Annotated in this window: 16 protein-coding genes; 8 read left to right on the top strand and 8 right to left on the bottom strand. The window is 43.6% G+C overall.

Features of this window, described 5'->3' with window-relative positions; all coding sequences use genetic code 11:
- Window positions 1-44: 44 nt before the first annotated feature.
- Window positions 45-2,468 (top strand): arylsulfatase, encoded by a 2,424-nt coding sequence (locus tag HWQ38_RS36445; protein WP_292804141.1) that lies wholly within the window; start codon window positions 45-47, stop codon window positions 2,466-2,468.
- A gap of 310 nt (window positions 2,469-2,778) precedes the next feature.
- Window positions 2,779-3,837, top strand: a complete 1,059-nt coding sequence (locus HWQ38_RS36440; protein WP_292804139.1) for an anthranilate phosphoribosyltransferase family protein — start codon at window positions 2,779-2,781, stop codon at window positions 3,835-3,837.
- Between the two features lie 25 nt (window positions 3,838-3,862).
- On the opposite strand, the gene HWQ38_RS36435 is transcribed toward HWQ38_RS36440, so the two are convergent.
- Together HWQ38_RS36435 and HWQ38_RS36430 are read right to left on the bottom strand one after the other, a co-directional pair.
- Complete coding sequence (locus HWQ38_RS36435) at window positions 3,863-5,287, bottom strand: LCP family protein (protein WP_292804137.1); 1,425 nt, start codon at window positions 5,285-5,287, stop codon at window positions 3,863-3,865.
- 286 nt (window positions 5,288-5,573) lie between these two features.
- Window positions 5,574-5,915, bottom strand: coding sequence for a hypothetical protein (locus HWQ38_RS36430; RefSeq protein WP_292804209.1), 342 nt, complete (start codon window positions 5,913-5,915; stop codon window positions 5,574-5,576).
- Between the two features lie 285 nt (window positions 5,916-6,200).
- On the opposite strand from HWQ38_RS36430, the gene HWQ38_RS36425 reads away from it, so the two are divergent.
- Entirely contained in the window at window positions 6,201-7,367 is a 1,167-nt protein-coding gene (locus tag HWQ38_RS36425) for an AI-2E family transporter (protein WP_292804135.1), read from the top strand.
- Window positions 7,368-7,424: 57 nt separating this feature from the next.
- On the opposite strand, the gene HWQ38_RS36420 is transcribed toward HWQ38_RS36425, so the two are convergent.
- Both HWQ38_RS36420 and HWQ38_RS36415 read right to left on the bottom strand, forming a co-directional pair.
- Window positions 7,425-8,753, bottom strand: a complete 1,329-nt coding sequence (locus tag HWQ38_RS36420; RefSeq protein WP_292804133.1) for a serpin family protein — start codon at window positions 8,751-8,753, stop codon at window positions 7,425-7,427.
- A gap of 368 nt (window positions 8,754-9,121) precedes the next feature.
- Window positions 9,122-10,717, bottom strand: coding sequence for a S8 family serine peptidase (locus HWQ38_RS36415; RefSeq protein WP_292804131.1), 1,596 nt, complete (start codon window positions 10,715-10,717; stop codon window positions 9,122-9,124).
- Window positions 10,718-11,075: 358 nt separating this feature from the next.
- Here HWQ38_RS36415 and rpe point away from each other — a divergent pair, with 358 nt between their 5' ends.
- Complete coding sequence (gene rpe / locus HWQ38_RS36410) at window positions 11,076-11,783, top strand: ribulose-phosphate 3-epimerase (RefSeq protein WP_292804129.1); 708 nt, start codon at window positions 11,076-11,078, stop codon at window positions 11,781-11,783.
- Between the two features lie 390 nt (window positions 11,784-12,173).
- On the opposite strand, the gene HWQ38_RS36405 is transcribed toward rpe, so the two are convergent.
- From HWQ38_RS36405 to HWQ38_RS36395, 3 genes are all read right to left on the bottom strand, one after another.
- Window positions 12,174-12,359: a hypothetical protein gene (locus HWQ38_RS36405; RefSeq protein WP_292804128.1), complete on the bottom strand. Its 186-nt coding sequence runs from the start codon at window positions 12,357-12,359 to the stop codon at window positions 12,174-12,176.
- Between the two features lie 327 nt (window positions 12,360-12,686).
- Window positions 12,687-13,157 (bottom strand): HetP family heterocyst commitment protein, encoded by a 471-nt coding sequence (locus HWQ38_RS36400; RefSeq protein WP_292804206.1) that lies wholly within the window; start codon window positions 13,155-13,157, stop codon window positions 12,687-12,689.
- A gap of 1,600 nt (window positions 13,158-14,757) precedes the next feature.
- Window positions 14,758-17,166: a GH116 family glycosyl hydrolase gene (locus tag HWQ38_RS36395; protein WP_292804127.1), complete on the bottom strand. Its 2,409-nt coding sequence runs from the start codon at window positions 17,164-17,166 to the stop codon at window positions 14,758-14,760.
- 160 nt (window positions 17,167-17,326) lie between these two features.
- Between HWQ38_RS36395 and HWQ38_RS36390 the strand changes: the two genes are divergently transcribed.
- The 3 genes from HWQ38_RS36390 to HWQ38_RS36380 all read left to right on the top strand — a co-directional run bounded on the left by HWQ38_RS36390 (window position 17,327) and on the right by HWQ38_RS36380 (window position 18,592).
- Window positions 17,327-17,617 (top strand): type II toxin-antitoxin system Phd/YefM family antitoxin, encoded by a 291-nt coding sequence (locus HWQ38_RS36390; protein WP_292804125.1) that lies wholly within the window; start codon window positions 17,327-17,329, stop codon window positions 17,615-17,617.
- Entirely contained in the window at window positions 17,601-17,951 is a 351-nt protein-coding gene (locus HWQ38_RS36385; protein ID WP_292804123.1) for a type II toxin-antitoxin system RelE/ParE family toxin, read from the top strand. The genes HWQ38_RS36390 and HWQ38_RS36385 overlap by 17 nt, the downstream gene beginning before the upstream one ends.
- A gap of 167 nt (window positions 17,952-18,118) precedes the next feature.
- Window positions 18,119-18,592, top strand: coding sequence for a hypothetical protein (locus HWQ38_RS36380; protein WP_292804121.1), 474 nt, complete (start codon window positions 18,119-18,121; stop codon window positions 18,590-18,592).
- 310 nt (window positions 18,593-18,902) lie between these two features.
- Here the strand turns inward: HWQ38_RS36380 and HWQ38_RS36375 are convergent, their stop codons facing one another.
- Complete coding sequence (locus HWQ38_RS36375) at window positions 18,903-19,238, bottom strand: CU044_2847 family protein (RefSeq protein ID WP_292804120.1); 336 nt, start codon at window positions 19,236-19,238, stop codon at window positions 18,903-18,905.
- Between the two features lie 199 nt (window positions 19,239-19,437).
- Here HWQ38_RS36375 and HWQ38_RS36370 point away from each other — a divergent pair.
- The coding region (locus tag HWQ38_RS36370; RefSeq protein WP_292804118.1) for a caspase family protein at window positions 19,438-22,544 on the top strand (3,107 nt) is incomplete at its 3' end.

Raw genomic sequence — 22,544 nt, 5'->3', positions numbered from 1 at the left:
CATTTATTTGCTTAACCACTATCGCTTGTCAGGAGGCAGGTCTGTTGAACAGAAAACGGAATCTATCATTCATTCAAAAAGTCAAGCAAAAACTTGTTTCACCGACCGCTTGGTTAGCACTAGTTGTGTTTAGCATCTTGCTGATTACTGGCACAACGATCGCCAGCAGTTTAGCCCAGAACCCTCCTAAGGGAGTAGGTAATGCAAGTACGCAAGCTTACGCTGGATTTAAAGGCAAAATCGGCAGAACCTTAGCAGAATCAACGCCTTGGTGGACTCCACAGCCCCCATCGGTTTTAGCCAACAAACCTCTGCCTTCATCCGGCACAGCACCAAAAGGGGCCCCCAAAATTGTTGTTTTCCTAATTGACGATTTGGGGTTTTCGGATTTAGGCCCCTACGGTTCAGAAATCAGTACACCGAATATTGATAAATTGGCAGCTAACGGACTGCGGTTTAGCAACTTCACAACGCACCAGCTTTGTTCTCCCACACGAGCATCTTTATTGACGGGATTAAATGCCCACTCTGCGGGTGTCGGTTGGGTTGCTGAGGGAAACCCTGGTTTTCCTGGTTATGCGGGTGAAATTCAGAGCAATGTCGTCACTCTGGCAGAAATTTTACGTAGCAATGGCTATTCTACCCTGCTGACGGGTAAGTGGCATTTGACTCAGACTTACGATCGCACCCCCACCGCTTCATTAAATTCCTGGCCGTTACAACGCGGGTTTGAACATTTCTTTGGCTTCTTAGATGGATTGGAACATCCCCAGAAACCCCATATTCTCTACGAAGACAATACGCCGATTTCAGTTGATCGCTATCCTGAGAATTTCCTTACCACCGATTACTGGACAGAAAAAGCGATCGCATTGCTCAAACAGGCAAAAACTAAGTCAAAAGACAAGCCATTTTTCTTGTATTTTGCCAACAATGCTGTTCATTCACCGTTTAATATTCATCCAGCAGACCTTGCTAAATACAAAGGCAAGTATGATGTCGGCTGGGACGTGCTACGCCAGGAACGATACCAGAAGCAACTTGCATCAAAGCTAATTCCTGCCGAGACTCAACTACCACCCCAAAATACAGGAGTTAAAGGTTGGGATACACTATCGGCTGAGGATAAAAAGCTATTTGCTCGTTACCAGGAAGCCTATGCAGCCTTCGTTGATAATCTGGATCAAAACTTTGGCAAACTCTATGAGTATTTGGAGTCCACCGGGGAACTCAACAACACAATTATTATTGTTGCTTCTGATAATGGGGGTTCTGGAGAAGGCGGGGCAAATGGCACGACGAATGTAGCCCGACATTACTCCGGTTTACCAGACGATAAAGCCCTGGATATCAGTCGGTTCGAGTTGATAGGTAGTCCTCAAACTGCGCCTCACTATCCCATTGGCTGGGCAACCGTTTCTAATACACCCCTGAAGCGTTACAAGTCCCTTACCCTTGGGGGCGGTAGACGGAATCCATTGATTGTTTCCTATCCAGCAAAAATCAAAGATTTGGGTGCTACCCGGACACAGTTTACGCACATTACAGACATTACACCTACCCTGCTGGAATTGACGGGTATCAAGCATCCCGACTGGTTTAATGGTAAACCCACGAAACCTCTAGAAGGTATCAGCTTTGCCTATCTCTTGAATAATGCCAATACGCCCTCTCAAAGAACTGAACAATACTATGAGAATTCAGGCAATAGAGGGTATTACAAAAATGGTTGGTATGCTGTCACCGAACATCAGATCGGGAAACCATTTAGTAACTCCGAGTGGCAGTTGTACAACCTGAACAAAGATTACTCCGAAACCAACAATGTGGCGAACCAGTATCCAGAGAAAGTCAAAGAACTGGCAGCAGCCTTTGATGCTGCGGCATTCAAGTATCAAGTTTATCCCCTGTTAGAATCCACGCAAGATGGAGGAGTGCCGCCTTATATCAAAGAGAAAGTGAAACCGAAGACATTCCATGCAGGTGAGTTGGTACTGGAAGCGGACATTTTGCCGTTGGTGAGCGATCGCGATTATACCATCCAGGTGAAGGCTCAGTATAAAGCAGGCGATCGCGGGGTGATTCTTGCCCACGGTGGACAGGAAGTTGGTTATATCTTCTATATTGAGGATGGCAAGCTGTTCTACGAACACAATAACTATGGTCAGCCAATTAAGTTTCCCGCAGTCCCGCTACAGCCAGGTCAACTTCACATCGATTTGAATTACGATGCACTGGGCAAGCGCCAAGGGTCTGGAACACTCTCCGTCAACGGAAAGCAAGTCGCGGCAGGTAAGCTGGGGCTAACGTTTGGTGGCTTTCCCTATGAAGGATTGGACATCGGTAAAGATGCCCGTAGTCCTGTGTCATGGGATCTCTACAAAAAATATGGGGTCTTTAAATACACTGGTGCGATCGAACAAGTCAAATACGTACCGGGTTCACCCGCACCTGATGCCAAAGAGTAGTAGGCAGTAGGAAAGAGGGTTGCCCGAAATCCTTGGTAGGCACAATTCATGAATTGTGCCTACGTCATTTTGGGAGATGTCTAATGTCGCATTCTTTTTTCAAATTGGTATTATCTTGAGTTCAGAAGAACTGAACCGTTGACCTTTTACCTTAAAGTTTAGCTGTATCTGCTGATGTTCTTCCGGTGCACTGGAGGTATTGCAGCAGCGATTGGGCATTAAGTATTAGGGGTTGGGAGGTCTATTATTCATTTTCAGTTATTTACAAAGGACAATGAACAAATGACAGTGGACAAAAGACAAAGTACAAATGAGCAATGTATTTCGGGAATTCCTCCAAAAAGTAGGTAGCGGAAATCACACAGCCGAGAATTTAACTCGCGTCCAAGCAGCCACCGCTACTAAAATGATGCTCCTGGGTGAAGCTACACCAGCCCAAATCGGAGCGTTTTTGATTGCTCATCGAATCAAGCGTCCTACAGGGGAAGAGTTAGCGGGAATGTTGGATGCATATCAGGAACTGGGGCCAAAACTGCAACCAATCGTCTGTGCACGACCTGCGATCGCTCTTGGCATCCCCTATGATGGCAGAACACGCACAGCACCAATTAGTCCCGTCACAGCTTTACTACTCGCCGCAGTTGGACAACCAGTAATAATGCACGGTGGCGATCGCCTACCGACAAAGTACGGTTTACCCCTGATACATATTTGGCAGGGTTTAGGGGTCGATTGGACTAGCTTACCACTAGCAAAAACCCAGCAAGTGTTTGAGCAAACGGGAATCGGCTTTATTTATCTACCTCAGCATTTTCCCTTAACTAAAAGTATTTGGGAGTACCGCGACCAACTCGGCAAACGTCCGCCATTGGCGACAATGGAGCTAATTTGGTGTCCTTATGCTGGGGATGCTCACGTAATTGCTGGGTTTGTTCATCCGCCAACAGAAGGGATGTTTCAGATTGCTTTGGGGCTGCGAGGAGTAAAAAAATTTACATTCGTAAAAGGATTGGAAGGTAGTTGTGATTTACCGCGCGATCGCACTGCGATCATCAGCTTATCTTCATCCGTAGCATCCCAAGAGGTAGAACGATTGCACCTCGTACCGCGTGATTACGGCTTTACTACCAAGAAAGTACCCCTTGGGACTACTGAAGAACTGCTGGCGGAGATTCAGCAGGTTTTGGCAGGTAAACCAGGTGAACTAATGCAAACAGCCTTGTGGAATGGCGGATTTTACCTCTGGCGGAGTGGTATTTGTCCAGATATGTTAGAGGGTTTAGCTAAGGCAGAAGAATTATTAACCACTGGTGTAGTAGCAGCTAAACTCCAAGAACTCAGCCAGTCAGTAAATTCACACTCAACATAATTCGTAATTAATTACGAATTACGAATTATTTCGTCAGCGACTTCTCCAAAATAGATTTTTGTTGCAACCAATCTTGACCCACTTGGATACTGATATCCGAGCCTAGGTTGCCAGTACTTTCCACACGCACTTCTCCAAATCCCAAAGTGTTGCGAATTGATTGGGCAGTGTCACCATCTCCTTGCTGGGCGACAATATGAGTTACCTCTAGAGGTTCACCCCATGCTTTGGCGACATAGATATTGCGATACCCAGATTTTTCCAAGGCTCTAATTAATGGTCGCAGGTTAGAGCGATCGCCACCTGTACTATCTTGAATTGCTACACGCAAAGAGCGCGGGTCAGATGTCGTCGCCAGCTGTTCCTGTTCTGACTCCAAACCAAAGTGTTGAGCCATCAATTTCGCAATACCCTTTTTGTTGGGCAACCAATAGCTAGCATCAAACTCGCTTTTCTCGCTAAAGCGACCTGGCAGCATTAACATTTGCATATTAGAGCGATTTGTCCGCACCCCAAAACCCATTAGCGCCACTAACTCCTCAACCGTCAAATTGGTATCGATGTGGTCTTTCACTACATCCATAACTTTAGGTAATTGAGCAACAGTAGCTGGGTTGAGTGTTTGATCCATCAAAGCCCGCATGACCATTTGCTGGCGCTGAATCCGACCAATATCACCGAGTTCATCATGGCGAAAACGCAGCAATTGCAGTGTCTGATCACCGTTGAGATGCTGCTTACCCGCCTTCAAATTGATGTACAAATGCTGAGAATCATCTTGGTACTTCATATTTTTGGGGACGTAGACTGTGACACCACCCAAAACATCGATCAGCTTGGCAACTCCCAGAACGTTAATTCGGACATAGCGATCAATTCCCGCCCCACCCAAGAGATTACTGACAGTTCTAGCAGTCAAAGCTGGCCCACCGTCAACATTGGCAGCATTAATTTTTTTTACCCCATGCCCTTCTATTTCTGTGCGGGTATCTCTGGGGATAGAGAGAATAATTATTTTTTTCGTCTCTGGATCAAATTTTAGCAAGAGCATCACATCCGAAAGACCATCAAAGGAGTTTAGCTCGGGCTGGTATCTGAGGTTTTTGGTTTCTGGGGGAGGGTTTTGGATATCCGGGGGAAGTACGCTCATCCCCAAAACTAAGAGATTCACCGGGCGAGTTAATTCTGAAAATCGCAGCACACCTCCAGAAATGCGATCGCCATCAAACGCCGCCTCATCCTTGGGACTTAGCTGGGCTTGTTGCAAAGGCGTACTTGTCAAAGACACCGCCAAAAGCGCCCCTGCTGTTGCTGACACCATTGCAATACCACTCATACCTACCCAAAACCATAGCCAACGTCCTGATTTCGAGTTCTGGGAAATTTTTTCACTGGGCTTTGAGGCTTTTCCCGACTGGTTTTCTTCCGCCGAACTTCTTTGAATGGTCACAGACTTCCTCACACTTACTCACTAATCAAATTCGGTAAATTTGCAGACTAAAAACATGCTGACAAATCAACTCATAATAGCTAGCTCTTAATTATCACTGCTAACTTTTTTAATCTAGTGTCAACCACAACACTTATAGCAGCATTTATCCTTCTTTTGCGGCAATCTGGAGATGTTTTACTGAAGTATGGCAATCATAAACTGGATTTGACCAGATATTATGGATAAATCAAGCCTAATTTTCCCGAAATAAGTAAAAATACTGGCAAATCATCACCCGAAACAATTAAGATAAATACTTGCCAAGCACTCGTTCTGCTAAAGTACTAAACCCTGGTAAACGCCCAGATTTGCCCTGCATCAGCCGCAAAATTAACCAGACACTCACTAAAAAGTAACCCGATGTGAGAAAGCTATTGAGGATAAATAGACGTAGCGTCAAAAAATCTGAAGTTGCTGCACCGCTAGCTAATAATAGATATCCTAACAGCCAAATAAGTGCCAAAGTAATAGACAGACGACTAATAGCAAGTTGTTCCCGACTACCCTGGCCCCGATAGAGAGTCCACAAGGACGGAAAAAAGCCGATGATCGGAATCAAATATAAAAGCAATTGTGTTTTGGGCATGGGGCGTTGGGCACTTGTACTGACTTGTACTGAGCTTGCCTGCCCTGAGCCTACGTCGAAGGGTCGAAGTAGCGAAGTCGTTGGCGCAGCCTCTCGTAGAGAAGTATTGGGCATGGGGCGTTGGGCATTATTATTCTCCCCCCACTCCCCACTCTCTTTCGGTTCAAAATTCTCCATTGGGATTAGTCTAGTTCCTAAACTAGAAGGATGAATGAGACTCATATAGTTAGAGATAATAAGCTGTAAAGAAAGATTTCATTTAGTTCTATCCGCAATCAGCTCAAAATGCAGACACGCAAGCTACTCGACTGGTGGCAAACATTTACACCAATAGCGCGAATCGGGGCGATCGGGTTATTCGTTCCGCTATTAGTTCTCAATGGTTGGACACTTTCGGTATTTTTTAATTATTTCCATTCTCTCATAGTCATTTTAGTTGCAGCCTCAGTACTAGCATTTCTGCTCAACTACCCCGTGAGTTGGATGGAGCATCATGGTGCTAGGCGAGAGCAAGTTTCTATCCTAGTATTTCTCTTGGCTTTATCGATTTTATTGGCGTTGGGTGTTACACTTATTCCCCTAGCACTTACCCAAGCTCAACAATTGGTGGCTCGTTTACCAGAGTTGATCGATTCTGGACGCTCTCAGTTAATGATATTAAACGAAAAAGCTGAGACTTTTGGCTTACCGATTAACCTCGATGCTCTGGTAGTGCAGATCAACGATCGCGTCAAAGGACAATTGCAAGCGATCGCTGGACAAGTTTTAAATCTAGCGGTAGTTACAGTCACTAGTCTGCTAGATATTCTCTTGACGATAGTTTTGACTTTCTATCTCTTACAGCATGGGGGTGAACTCTGGCAAAGTTTAGTAGAATGGCTACCGAATAAATTTCGCGATCCTTTTTCCAAAACAGTCCGCCTCAGCTTCCAAAATTTCTTCATCACCCAACTGATTTTATCTACCTGTATGGCCTCAGCCCTCATTCCTACCTTTTTGTGGCTGAAAGTGCCATTTGGTCTACTATTCGGGCTGACTATTGGACTGATGGCTCTCGTTCCCTTTGGTGGTTCTGTAGGTATCGCCCTGACTACACTATTGGTAGCTTTGCAAGATTTCTCAATGGGTGTGAGAGTCTTGATAGCAGCAGTAATTGTACAGCAAATTCTCGAAAACTTAATTGCCCCCCGAATTTTAGGCAGTTTTACCGGTTTAAATCCAGTTTGGATTTTAATCTCAGTCTTGACAGGGGCAAGAATTGGCGGGCTGTTGGGTGTAATTGTGGCAGTACCCACAGCTGTTGTGATTAAGACTGCTTTAAGTGCCTTGCGTCCTGGTAGCCAGACAAACGACAGCACCACCGGAGAGATAACTGCACCCGTTGCCGCAAACGAGTTACCAAAAGCTGACGCTAAGAACACATTGAGTATTTCTGAAGCGACATTACCCTAAAATTAAATTCAAAATTCAAAATTCAAAATTCAAAATGAAGAAATTTTGAATTTTTTACTATGGCTCAATGATCGAACCCATAAATAAAACGCTTCCCGTCTGATTATCCCTAATCGCAGAGAAGAAGGGACGATCAACAATCATTCGGAATGGTTCTGGTTCTTTTCTCATAGATGTTGCTACTATTCCCACAGAAGTAGCCGCAGCCGCTTCGGTGCCTTCTTCGTTCACTTCCACAAAAGTTTTATGCTTAACTTCGCTAATGGTAAGATTTTTACCCATGCCAGAAAAATTGGCATTGCCGCTAAAAGCCTCTTTCATGCCTAAAGTTTTTAAGGCATCATTGAGTGTAATATCATACTCTGTTTTCAAGCGGGGTAAGCGAATAAACCCTTTTTGTTTCCTGAACTGAGTCATCCATTTTTCCCAGTTTTCAACATTCAAGTTTTGATAGAAGGCATTGAGGTTAGAGTTCTGTTTGGGCAGGAATATATAAAAACTGAATTTACCATCTTTGCCGTAAGGTAAACTAACTGCCTGAAATTGTTTGCTTTCATAGTATTTATAGTCACCGTCCTGTGACATCATCGGGTGTTGTTTTTGCCTGCCAGAACCCATGTAAAAGGGATATTGAGCGGTTTGACTTTTGTCAAATTCCTTACTCCATTTTCCTTTAAAATATATAGCATTAATCAAAAATAACACCGCGTCTAGTTGGATGGTTTCAACTATCTTAGTGATTTTACCGCTAGTATTTTCTTTGACCCAGTTATTGATAATATTAGGTGCGGCGGCATCTTTAAAGTTTAAATTGCTAACTTTGGCTTGATAGAAATCCTGTGTTCTCTGGAGGAAGTCTGGCGCAAACCTAAAATCTTGATTTGCCCAAAGTGAGTTAGCAATATTCAGTTGCACTTTCGCATCTGGATTGTCTAAAAGCTGCTTTAATGCCGCCGCGTAAGAAGAGTTGATTTCTGGTAGATTCATCCCCTGTAATTCCAGGGTTTTTGCGATCGCTTGTTGAGTCGAACCGCTAGCGCCATTGTAGGTCATAGCCAGAGCCAGAGCGACACTCAAAGGTGAGATAAAAATATTCTTCTGACTCGGATCATTTTTCCGAACTTCTGAAAATAGTTTGAAGCCAAACTTATTGCTAGACTCAACGATTTTTGGATCAGTCTTGAGTGTTTTTTTTTGCAATGGAGTTTCTGGGTGAGGTAAACTAGATTGGGCAAGGGCACTTTTATTACTATCGACTTGAGAACACCCTAATACACCGAGTAGAACAACACTTGCAGCTGCCAGAGCATAACGTCTGCCCAGACTAACACCGTAACGCCTTTGCAGGAAATTTTCTTTCGCATCACTCAATTTCTGCCTATTCATTCTCTTACCTCACTTGCCAAAGATTCCCGATCTGTGCTTAGGGTTGACGCAGATAGTGTGTCAATGATTAACTATTGCATTTGCTCCAATACAAAAATGGGACTGTTACAGAAACTGTAACAGCAAGTTAGTAGCTCAGAAGAATTAAACACAACTTGTTATAGTTGCAAATTCCTTATTCAGGCGGCTATGCAGATGAGTTATGAAGAATTTTGATTTTTAGGAATTTTCCTATTTAGGAATAAACGTATTGTAAGCTACCTAATCACAAAATAACCACTGTTCTGGGGTTTTTATAGAGAAAATCAAAATAACGTTTCTTAGAAATACAGAACTTTCGTAGGGACGCACAGATGTGCGTCCCAATTTCAATTGATAGGTACACTCCACCAAGCTAAACTATAGGGTTGAGTGGCTTCATTGAGCTTTTGACGAAACTGGACACGGATTTTGTAATTGCCAGTAGCAGCAACAGGACAGAAAATATGTTCTACACTATCGATTTGGCTGATTGAGGAGCAAACGACACCAGCATCTGAATTTTGAGTATTAGCTTTTACTAAATATAGGTCGAGATTATTCAAACCGCGATCGCGAAAATTTTCGCCCACATCATATTGCTGGTTTTTATTTTTATCATTGAGTTCCACCAATCGATCCCAACTCAGGGTAACAGCAACAAAACTCCCCTGCTTTAACGGTTTTGCTAAAATATAGTCAACAGATGCTCCAACATCGACTGTGCGATAATCCCAACCAATAGCCGGCACCGCAGCTGATGGCGGCCATTCACCAGCACTAAATTGCTGATAAGCGCGAAATGCGTTTAAATGACCCGCTCCCATTTGGGCATCCAAGGGAATCTTCGGATCTTTATAAGCATCAGAATCTAGCCAGTTTTTATTTTGTTTATCAATTAGCGTCCGAGTCATTCCCAACCGTAAGCCATCACCGCTATCTTGGATTTTGTCTGCTGAATTCAGCAATACAGCTTTCATGACTTGATGATGTCGAGAATCGATGCTCCAGTGGGGTTGTTTTGTCCGCGTCTGTCGGTCAGCAAATTCCTGCAACAGAGCAACAGTAGCCGTAACTTGAGGCGCAGCAAAACTTGTCCCTGTAACTTTGTTCACTTTGCCATCGGGATTGAGCAAAGGAATGTTATTGCCAGGAGCGACTAAACTGATAGCGCCTCGCCCACCAAGATCAAATTCCCTTCCAGCTAGCCTTCCACTCACGCCTTGGTTAGCAGCCGCCAGATTAGCCACGTCTACTTTATTAAAAACTCCTCCTCGGCGGGATGAAAAAGCCACGTTGACTCCGTTAAAATTATCTGTAGGAATCGGAATACCCCCCTTACCTTGGTTGCCTGCGATCGCATATAAAACATCATGAACGTGACTAGACCAGTCAACACATAAAGTTAGTAAAGCATTGCCGTCCAAAGTAGCCTCCGGCCGAGGATCGCGGCTCAGAGGTTCACCAAAGCTAAAGTTAATGGCACGGACATCACTACCATTTTGTAACGCTATGTGCTGGGCTGATAAGCACTCTTCCGCCTGACCCATGTTTTTAGTAGAACCTACCGCAGACGAATACAGTCGCGCTCCAGGAGCAACTCCCGGCAAAGCTTTGTCTTGACTTACCATCACACCAGCGACATTGTAGGCATGGGAGTCAACACCGCTATTTGATTTAGCTGGTCCATTGCGTAAGAAGACCCCCGCTAAAGATACAGCACGATTTTTAGACGCCGCCTTATCCCACCCAAACATTCCCGGTCGTCCCACTTCCACTTGACCAATAGCAATCTTACGACCGATTAAATTATAAGGAGCTTGGTGTAACTTCAGAGCATCAATGCCGTTAGTTCCCATGATAGATTCTAAAGCTGAAGCAGTTACCGGCGCACTCACACAGAAAGCACCTAATCCCCAAATTATCCAGGTTAGTTTTTTTGTCATTTGTCATTTGTCATTAGTCATTAGTCATTAGTCATTGGTCATTTGTCATTGGTCATTGGGCACTTGTACTGAGCGAACGCGAACAGCGTCTCGTAGAGAAGCCGTTGGCGTGGTCACTGAGCCTTGCCGAAGTGCAGCCTCTCGTAGAGAAGTATTGGTCATTGGGCATCAGTTATTCCCCTTGTCTCCCTTGTCCCCCTTGTCTCCCTCATCTCCCTCATCTGCCCACTCCCATTTGGCTACGCTCACGGCAAGCCCACTCCCCATCCTCCCAAAAAAGCCGAGATCAAAATTATGAGTCTTGCTCAATGTTTTGTTACAATGCGTACAGATGAGGACGCTTAAAAACCCACTAGCCATGACCCAAAACCTATCTCAAAAGCCCATTGTAATTGCTCCATCTATCCTATCAGCCGATTTTAGTCGTCTGGGTGACGAAATTCGCGCCATAGATGCGGCTGGAGCAGATTGGATTCATGTTGATGTAATGGACGGTCGTTTTGTACCCAATATTACGATAGGACCTCTGGTTGTGGAGGCGATTCGTCCGATTACGACTAAGCCAATAGATGTCCACTTGATGATTGTGGAGCCAGAAAAGTATGTAGAGGAATTTGCTAAGGCGGGTGCCGATCATATCTCCGTACACTGTGAGCATAATGCTTCCCCACACCTGCACCGCACCTTGGGACAAATTAAAGAACTTGGTAAGAAAGCTGGAGTTGTACTTAATCCTGGTAGCCCTCTAGAGCTAATTGAATACGTTCTAGATTTGTGCGATTTAGTACTGATTATGAGCGTCAACCCTGGTTTTGGTGGTCAAAGTTTTATCCCTGGTGTATTACCCAAAATCCGCAAGCTGCGTCAAATGTGTGATGAACGCGGTCTTGACCCTTGGATTGAAGTGGATGGAGGATTGAAGGCAAATAATACCTGGCAAGTTTTGGAAGCGGGAGCTAATGCAGTTGTTGCCGGTTCTGCTGTATTTAACGCTAAAGATTATGCTGAGGCGATCGCAGCAATTCGCAGTAGCAAGCGTCCTACCCCAGAATTAGCCAAAGTTTAATTCATTTTTAGATTAACTGTACTCTACAAAAATCAGGTGGGCAAATTGCCCACCTGATTTTTATTTAGGAACGTGGATTAAATAAAATGCAAAACTTCATCCTGTATCTAGCTTCCCTCTCCAATATATCGGAGAGGGATTGAGGGTGAGGTAAGCCCATAAATTGTATGTTATTTAATTCTTATTTCTTAGACATAAAAAAACTGGAAGCTATTCAAGTTTTGAACTTCCAGTAGTTGCTATATAAATTCAAAGTTGAGAAACTAGAAATAATCCAGGTTGGGAGGACTAGGATTACAATAGTCGAAAGAGAAGCGTATGATCTACTAGTTCTACCAGCCACGACAACAATTTAACCGAAACTTTCTATTTCCGTTCCTGGTGTTGGTGTTAAGCGTTTGCTTTATTAACTAAAGCAACACCAACTACAGGATATAAAGTTTTATAAGCATTACTCGCACCGTCTGCAGTCGATGAAAGCCGTGTAAAATTTGGATTGGGAGAAGCTACCGCTCCAAGTTCTTTTTGCTTAGACTTCCTCGAAAATAGAACCACCAGTAGCAACGGTTGAGTCATCGGTCTTGGTGTAGGAGTTATTTACTCCCTGAAATGCTGACTACTTTTGTAATCAGGTTGATTTATTTCATAGTCAGAACTAATCATTGATTTTATTTTTTTAAATTAAGTTGCTTGCCAATCACCTCTATTTTGGTTGAAGTTGTAGTTGTTATTAGTTTACCAATCTTATCAGTATATATTTGCCATTTTGGCAGATTTTTGAAAATAATATCAAATTAATCACTGCGATAGAAAACCTGCCATGCTCGAAATTTTAAATTAGCATAGCAAGCTCTCAGACACTCAATCAACTCTAGGGCAGAATCTATTGATTCCAAATAGGTTTTAATTGAATCCACAGCGTTTCAAGGAAATCTCTTGAGTGTTTTCTGGTTTTAATTGCGATTTCATTGATTGATGATCGTTAACTTGCTGTGCCAATCTCTGATCTAAATTACCACCACGAATTTCTGTTTTTTGCTTACAAACTACTTCCCGATAAGCTAAGTCTTTGATTTTGCTTAAGCAGTTTGATGATACATTACTATCAGATATTGAATCATTAGTCTGTTTCAGCATTTTTAGATTTTCACTTTGCTGTTGATTTGTCCTAATGGCATTAGAGTTTTCTTTTAGGACTCGATTGTAGGTGCGATATGGAATGTAATGCAGAGGATTATACCCAGCAAATCGCAGCATTAAAACACATGCCCAGGAATATTTTCCAGCAAGAATTGCTTCAACTACTTTGTCAAATTGTTGAGCCTTCACTGTCTTATCTAAGTTACTAGTAATGCCAGCAATGTCTTGATTCATCATAGTTTTTAGTTATCTGGAATGAAGTAAACTAGTTCAGTTTCTGCGATTGTTGGTGTTTCAATTGAGATTTACAAACTGCACTAGCCTTTTTGCAGATGTTCAATCGCTTGTGGGAAAATATCATCAATGGGAGTAAAAGATAAGTTTTTACCTTTTGTCTTGTCATCTAACTGGTAGGACAAAAGTCTCGCATGGCTTTTGGTAGATACAATTTTGTCCTCTTAAACTTTTTAAACTCCTAATTAAATAAATTTTATCTGTTCACCTGCTTGTATTTCTTACTACTGTTGAATTAAGCATTTTCCGGGAATTTTGCATATTTTTTTTGGATAGGAGATAAAATTTATTTATCTTTGACTGTTAACAACGCTATTCGCATTTATACTATTTTTTGTTGCCAATGTCATCTACTAAATTAGCAGATTTATAAGTTAAATTTACTGAATGTATTTCGAGCGATACTTGCGGATTGTGCAACTTTTAATTTTGTCCCCCTTTGCTAATTAATGAGGGGTAAGACCCCTCACCCGATATCAATTTAGACGCTTTATTATTGTCGAGTCACTAGAAAAATATTACCATTAACCATGAGCTAAAACAACTTCTAAAAATAGCAATATATAGAGACTTAAAAAAAGGTGAGCAGCCAAAGGTATTAAAAATATTTTTTAAATATTTTTAATAAGAGAATGTTATTTATTAGCCTTGGATCTATTGATTTACAAAGACTACAGCTTTAGCTTACCTAAATGAAATCGCTGTAAACTGCTCATGAATATTTCATGAACATCATCTAGGAATCCCACATAGCCTAGTTTTAAACTAAAATTAGTGGTTAGTAATAATATATAGTTTTAATTATTATCAACTCAGGGAAGCAAAACACCCGTAACAGGATGCTTTCAACAAAAAAGATGTAGCAGGCTAAACCTGTATAACTTTAGATATTTTACTAATAGAGAGAAAGCTAATTAACAGAGAATATGGCTAAGTTAATTCAGCAAAAGTTTGTACGTCTGTTAATATCTAACAGATTTATAGCGGTTCTCGGTTTATTGAGGTACAAAAACCCCACCCCCAACCCCCTCCCCGCAAGCGAGGAGGGGGCTAAGATATACCTCATGTGATTAAGAAACGCTATATACTTTTGGTCTAATAAGCTGAAAAACATCTAATTTGCATAACCAAATTAAACATAACTCTTGTGGGGTGGGCATCTTGCCCGCCCTAATTATGCAAGTTAAATGTAGAACAGCTTAGTTGCGTTAAACATAAGTAATCGCACTTGACCCTGGCAAACGAAGTACAGAAGATTTTGGGAAATATTAGCAAGATTTATGGCTAAAGCTAGTAATATTTGCATTTTTTGAAAGAGTAGTCTTAAATTCTCAATCCTTCAACTCTTACCATTACTGAAATTTTCCTTTGCTTCCGGAAACACTCGGAAAATAAAATCACAAATCTAGACTCTGCTTTCTCAGATGAACATGGGCTAAATTTGGCAACCTACTTTACGTGGAATACGCCGTTCGTAGGGGTGAACATCTGTGCGCCCCTACGTGTGTTACATCAAAACGAGAACCGCTTTGATAGCCAATCAATTAATAAGTAAGTAAATTCCCCAAATCGCCATTGCGCGTAAGTAAGTGCTAGCGCGGAAAGTACCAGCTGCGGTGATAGCTTCAGGTGTGCGAAATTGCAGACCATTGTCATAAATTTGCTGCACTACAGCTTCCGTCAACCTCAACGCTTCATCCTTCATTCCCATCTGCACAAGAAAAGCCGCCAGCCCAAAGTTTATCCCCGTCCAGACTTCTAAAGGATGAGTAGCTTTAGGGTTTTCCGGTGAACCGTCAGGACGAACACCATTAGCAGCACCAAACTCACCATTGCAGAATTTCAAAAAGCAAGCATCATAAACAGTTTTCAGCGCAGAGAGAGCGCGATCGCTCGGTACAATATCAGGTAAGTCCAGCAGACGCGCATAAAACTGTCCGCACAGTTGATCTGCCATGACCACATCGGAACCACTTTCACTATCAAGTTTGTAATATTGCCCATTCCAGAGTTTTTCTTGGTAGATAGGAAGAGATTGTTGTAACCAAGTTTCATAAGTGGATTTTTGCGCCGCTAACTCTGCTGTGTTACTTGTCTGGTAAGTTAATAAAATATCGCTGATTGCGATCGCAGCCTCCAACGCTGCTAACCATAACCCACCACAATAGGCACTGACACCCTGCAACCGCCAATCATCAAAGGTTTGATCGGGTGCGCCGGAATTTTCGGGAATCCCATCGCCATCAAGGTCAAAAGTTTTCAGGTAGTCGAGAGTTTGAACGATCGCATTCCAGCAATCTGCCAGGAATTCTACATCGTCAGCACCCGTGAGCAGAAAATCACGGTATACTTGCAAGACAAAATCACTACTCAAATCCTTCCACAAATTGCAATCTTGATAGCTGGTGTAGTTGGTTTTCTCCCAGACGTGTTCATTTGGTGCGCCTAAATCGTGGGGTGTTGCACCTGCGACTTTACGAACTGCGATCGGGCTTTCTGCCTTAATTGTCATGTAATAGCCAATGATTCGGGGAGTATCATCACCTTCAGGAATCGCCCGTGCAAATGCCCGCATCACCGACTTTTCCAGTTCTGGAAACAGCATCAGCAGGGCGAAAGAGCCATATAACCGCACATCTAAACTTTCATACCAACGGTAATCTAAGCACTCCAGCACTGCAAACTGACCGATGGGGTCAAGTTCCGATGCAGCACTCCAGAGAGTACCGCCACTGGTGAGGTCGTAAAGCTCATTAAATAGAGCCATTTTAAACCAGTTGGGTAAATCTTCGCGGTCGAGAATGGGTTTTTGCCAACTTTGAATTTGCGATTGCCAACTTTGATATTCTTGTAACGCAGTGGATGCGATCGCCCAAGCATTGTTACCACTTTTATTAAAAAAGTCTGTATATCTGCGGTAATAGTTAACTCCAGCCGCAAATTCTGTAATCGGCAAATCCCAAGCGACGACAAAGGGGATTTCGAGAGTTTCGCCTGGTTGGAGAGTAAAACGGATTACGAGCGCCGCCCCTAATTGTGTATTCTCTGTTGTTGGAGTCGTATCTAGATAATTGGGCAAAGAACCATCTTTAGCAAAGCTTTGCCATATTTCCTCACCCGTTCCTTCAGGATTCCATCGGCTGTGGTGGAATATTTCCACCTGGGGATGCTTCAGCGTGGCAATACACCAAGTTCCGTCACCTTCTTGTAAAAGTTCATTACTACCAACCCGACCTAAAACACAGCCAAACTGTTGTGTATTTTCAACTATTTGGTTATAGTTTCCTTGACTTTCGCCCCAGCGCGGTTGGTATTCGTAAACCGGACTACCATCATCGCGTACTCGTACTTGGGGAGATTTGAGGGAGTTTGTAAACCAGCCCACCATATTTTGCCAAGTGAGCATAATGCTAAGAGTAATAGGTGCATCTGTGGAGTTATGAGCATTCCAGAGAAATATCGCCACAGGGTAGCTAGTTTCTTGGTAATTACCTGCCCAGATTGGGGAAAACTGCTCACAAGTCAACTGTGCTTGAAATACATTTTCATACACAAACCAGCTACGTGGGTAGAGCGCGTGATAATTGCCTGTCCCTTTTGTGCCGGAGAGTGTTGGATACCATTGCCAAGCTTTGAGAGTGCGATCGTCGGGCGCTTGGGTAGATAAAGCGTAGGCTTGGGAAGATGAACCATTGGATTCAAACACACTAAATTGACAAGCGGGGACATTTTTGAAGGTATGCTCACCGCCGTCGATGTGCCACAGGTTAAAATCTCCCCGTGAAGAACGACCGATGCAACCTGCACCAAAGCCGCCTAAAGGCATACCATGCCAAGGGCCATCATCGATATTACTTGCGTAGCGGACAGTATAAGGTTTGTCCCAGCCTAAACCGATGGGACGGTTCCAAGTGCAAGAGGGAATTTCTGGAGAGAGTTGATTTGTCATCACCTGATGTTACAGCGTGCAGTTACGTCAATGCAGACTAGCGCGATGTGTGATTTTTCTCAAGTAAAACGCGGTACTGGCATAACAATTAACTTTGTACTGGACGGAAGCTATTGAGATAGCATTAAATTGAGTGCAATTGTAATGTATGATCAACCCTATGCTAAATATTAGTCGAGACATCCATTCACTCTCTAGCTTTAAACGCAATACATTGGAATTCCTACAGCAGATGAAGCAGACAGGAAAACCCGTAGTGCTGACAGTTAATGGCAAAGCCGAACTTGTGGTTCAGGATGCAGAGTCTTACCAAAAACTACTGGATGCCTTGGCAAGATTAGAAGCGATCGCCGGAATTAAGCAGGGACTTGAAGATGTAGAGGCTGGTAGAACCAGTACTCTTAGAGAATTTGAGCAAGAAATGCAGCAAAAGTATGGCATTTCAAGTTAGGGTGACTCAGACTGCAAAAGCTGAAATTGATACTACTTACTCTTGGTTGAAAGAGCGCAACCCAGTTTATGCGGATAAATGGTTTCGGGAGTTAATGGATAGTATTGCTACTGTGCAAGAAAAGCCTCTAGGTTGCGCTCTAGCTCTAGAAAATGACGCACTAACTGAAGAAATCCGTCAACTTATTTACGGTAAGTCAAGAAATAAGTACCGAATTTTGTTCGTTATTCGGGAAGATACTGTTTTTGTGCTTCATGTACGTCATAGCTCGCAACCTCCACTGATAGGCGAGGAACTGATAGGCGAGGAAGTTGACGAGGAAGAAGAATTTTGATTGTTAAAAAGGTGGCGTAGACGAGTTGGCGTAGCCTCTCGTAGAGAAGCGGCTTGTCGTAGACATCGCTCACCTTTTGAACTTGGTAATCTTTATTGGTGTCATGGAAATTTTAATTGTATATGTGGGCACTCTAAAAGTAAGAACCATACCAGAGACTAATTTTTATGTCCACAGCCCCAATTAGTGCAAGACTAGCGCAATCAGAGAGAGATGCGGTGTTGCAAGCGATCGCCACAATTAAAGAAAAGCTACCATTTTTGATTGATTTAACTAACGAGGAACGCAAAGCTTTACCCAAAATGGGAGATAAAAGCCGCGCCTTTGTCAGCAAAGCATTGGAGGTGGCGACACAGAACCCAGAGTTTTTACCGCGATCGTTTGACCTGGATGAAATGCGGAAGGATGTACAATTGTTTGAAGCGTTGTATCCAGTATTGCTGTCGCTGACACAATTCCATGAATTGGTGGATGATACATTTTTAGCGGTGGGCAGTGAAGCCTATGCAGCCGCGTTGCAGGTGTATACTTATGCCAAAGCTAGTGGACAAGGTGGTGGTTTAGAGACAGTAGTTGAGGAAATGGGGCAAAGGTTCGCCCGTAAATCTCGAAAAGTCAAGCCTCAAGCAGCAGCGTTGTAGAAAATAACTCGGCGATTGCACTTCTAAAATGCAATGTTAAAGCTCAGAACTCGGATGTTGGAGTAAATTGCTCGACGTTCCGAGTTCTGAACTCGGATGTTGGAGTAAATTGCTCGGCGTTCCGAGTTCTGAACTCGAAGCTTCAACCTCTGAACACGAAATTTCGAGATGAGAACACGAAACTTCGTGCTTTGAACAGCAACATCCGAGATCCAAAGGCGATCGCTTACCCTTTTAACTCGGAACTTCGTGCTTTGAACAGCAACGTCCGAGATCCAAGAGTGAATGATGGTGAGTTTAGGGCGTAGAGTTATGGTTTTTTCTGCGCCAAGTTATACTTAACCTGAATTTCAAAGTTACTCTCAGCCGAACCCTCAGTTAAAAAGGGAATGCCGGTTTTACCACCCAGCTTGATGCCAAATTTAACTGTTACCTCTTCAGCGTCAGGTAAATTCTGAAATGCCCCAACCGCTAACTTGGCATAATCACGAACTTTGTTTTGAAATTCTCTGATATTAACCGTAGGTAAACCATCACGGTATCCTGGTTCCTCTTCTTCTGGAACGTCTGCGGCTGTGTTTGATTCCACATAGATTTCGTACTCTTGATCATCTTCTTTGACAATCAGGCGTTGCACTTGTGACATTAGTAGCCTCAGTTAATGTTTAAGTTGTTACTCTTGTAATATTACGCGCCATGTACGACTTTCTCTGAAACCTAACCCCCAACCCCTTCCCTACAAGGGAAGGGGAGCAAAATCAAAGCCTATCGACCTTTCGGGGAGAGGTTTGGAGAGGGGTTCCAAGAATAAGTCACACATCAAAACAGATACCTGATTAGACGCTATGCCTCGATATGCCCTGGTGATTGGCATTGCTAAGTATGACAATTTGACAAACTTACCAAAAGCTGTCAACGATGCAGAAAAAATAGCACAGCTGCTGCGTGAACATGGTCGGTTTGATGTTCAGCCGTTACCGGGTAAGCTAATCGAGAGTGAAAATCGCTGGCAAGTCACACCGGATAAAAAGTTAATTGGTAAAGAACTCGGTCAAACACTGAGAACGTTTCTACTGGAGAAGGCCAAAGGTAGTGAGGCACTGATTTATTTTGCCGGACATGGCTTTGAAGCACCCAGCCTCATAGGTGAACCGAAAGGCTTTTTGGCAACATCGGATTGTAATAAAGCAGATGGACAGAATGCGATCGCCTTTGATGATCTCAACACTTTAATTGTTAAATCTCAACTCAGCAGCTTAGTAGTACTGCTGGATTGCTGCTATGCGGGGTCTTTTCTGGAGAGGAGTTTTATCAAATCTGGTTTCTCTGTTTTCAACAGCAAACAAGACTACAGCTTAATTACAGCCTCTCGTGCCTTTGAAAGAGCGCGTGAAGATGCAGAAGGCGGAATTTTCACCAAAGCTATTCTCAAAGGACTTGCTGAGGATAAAGCTGATGAAGCTACCGGGGAAATTAATGTCAATGACTTGATCAGCTTCATTTCACGAGAACTCAAGCAGAGTGGACAAGAAGCAATTTACATGGGTGGCGGTAGGTCAATTCCTTTGGTTTGGTATTCAGCGAAGAATCCCGTAGCGGCTGTGGTGGTGAGTGAAGAATGTCCCTATCGGGGATTACAACCTTTTGACAAAGAACACGCCAAGTTCTTTTTTGGTCGGCAAAAAGTAGTTAGCTTAATTCAACAAAAACTCACTCAAGCTAACTTTATTCCCATCATTGGCGCTTCGGGGAGTGGTAAATCTTCCGTAGTGCGGGCAGGTTTGATTCCAGTGTTAGAAAAAAATGGTTGGCGAATCTTAGAACCAATTTTGCCTGGAGTTGAACCTTTAGCAGAGTTAAAACGAGCCTTTACACAGTTATTTAAACGCACGGAAATTAGGGAAATCTCGGCTCTCATTGACACAGAAGGTTTATCTCCCGTAATTTCTAGGCTGACTGGTTCTGAGCGTTGCTTGTTGGTGGTAGATCAATTTGAAGAAATTTTTACCCTTGGTTCTCAGGAAGAAGAAAGACAGCGATTTATTGAGTTGTTAACCCAAATTTCTGAAGGACAGTTAGCAATTGCCACCACGATGCGAGCGGATTTTCTGGAATACTGTTTAAACTATAAATCGCTGACGCAACTAATTCAGGAACAGGCTGTGTATATGCCGCCATTACTAGGGGCAGAATTAGAAGAAGCGATCGCATCCCCAGCAAACTTACAAGGTTATCAGTTAGAAAAAGGATTACTCCCAACGATCCGGCAAGAAGTGGTGGGGCAAGAGAAAGGCTGCTTACCATTATTACAGTTTGCTCTGACTGAACTTTGGGAACAGCGCGATCAGCAAGCACATCAGTTGACAGTGGCTAAGTTTAACGAACTTGGTGGAGTCATTGGGGCATTGGAGCGTCATGCAGAAAAGCTGTATGTAGATTTCACAGAGCAGCCGCAAGCGTGGGTAAAGCGAATTTTCTTAAAATTGGTGCGTACTGGTGCAGAAGGAAAGGATACCCGACAGCGACAACCAAAACAGGAATTGTTAAGTCTTGCTGGTGACAACTCAAATGAGCAGACAGTCATAAAACAAGTTTTAGAAAAGCTGATCCAAGGACGCTTAATAGTAACTTACACAGAAGCTAGAGAAGAAGTTTGGATTGATTTAGCCCATGAAGCCTTAATTGATGGTTGGCAGAGGTTGCGAGAATGGCGACAACAAGACCGAGATTTGCGGCAGTTGAGTGATAGATTAGCAGATGCTTTGCGAGAATGGTTGCACAAGGAGGAAGATGAAAAATACCTCATGCCAAGAGGATTGTTAGCAGAGGTGCAAAAAAATTGGGAAAAGTTAAAGCCTGATTTATCATCTCCAGCCCAGAAATTTTATCAGCGCAGTGTTGCTTATGAAACAGAACGGAGTGATGAACGACAAGTTGCTCTCAGAGTAAGCCATGAAGCCTTCTTGCTGGATAAAACAGCAACTATCAAGAAAATACTTCCTGTCCAACCCCTCACAGCTTCAGTTATGGCAATACAAGCAATAGGTGAGAATATCGAGAGATTGCCCGAGCAAATTCTCACTCCAGTTCAGAATAGCCTGCAACAAGCGATGGAGGTCTTAACTCCCTTCCGTGGTCATGAGGGTGTGGTCATTTCTGTCGCCATCAGCGTGGATGGGCAGACGATTGTCAGTGGCGGTAAAGATGGCACTGTGCGGTTGTGGAATCTCCAAGGTCAGCCTTTGGCTGAATCCTTCCGTGGTCATAAGGGTATGGTCTATTCTGTCGCCATCAGCGCGGATGGGCAGACGATTGTCAGTGGCGGTAAAGATGGCACTGTGCGGTTGTGGAATCTCCAAGGTCAGCCTTTGGCTGAATCCTTCCGTGGTCATAAGGGTATGGTCTATTCTGTCGCCATCAGCGCGGATGGGCAGACGATTGTCAGTGGCGGTAAAGATGGCACTGTGCGGTTATGGAATCTCCAAGGTCAGCCCTTGGCTGAACCCTTCCGTGGTCATCAGGGTTGGGTCAATTCTGTCGCCATCAGCGCGGATGGGCAGACGATTGTCAGTGGCGGTGAAGACGGCACTGTGCGGTTGTGGAATCTCCAAGGTCAGCCCTTGGCTGAACCCTTCGCTGGTCATCAGGGTTGGGTCAATTCTGTCGCCATCAGCGCGGATGGGCAGACGATTGTCAGTGGCGGTGAAGACGGCACTGTGCGGTTGCGGAATCTCCAAGGTCAGCCCTTGGCTGAACCCTTCGCTGGTCATGAGGATAGGGTCAATTCTGTCGCCATCAGTGCGGATGGGCAGACGATTGTCAGTGGTGGTGAAGACGGCACTGTGCAGTTGTGGAATCTCCAAGGTCAGCCCTTGGCTGAACCCTTTGGTGGTCATCAGGGTTGGGTCAATTCTGTCGCCATCAGTGCGGATGGGCAGACGATTGTCAGTGG

The sequence above is a fragment of the Nostoc sp. NMS7 genome (assembly GCF_017115085.1).
Lineage (GTDB): Bacteria > Cyanobacteriota > Cyanobacteriia > Cyanobacteriales > Nostocaceae > Nostoc.
Note: the sequence above shows the minus strand (reverse complement) of the source record. Positions and strands in the feature narration are given on the sequence as shown.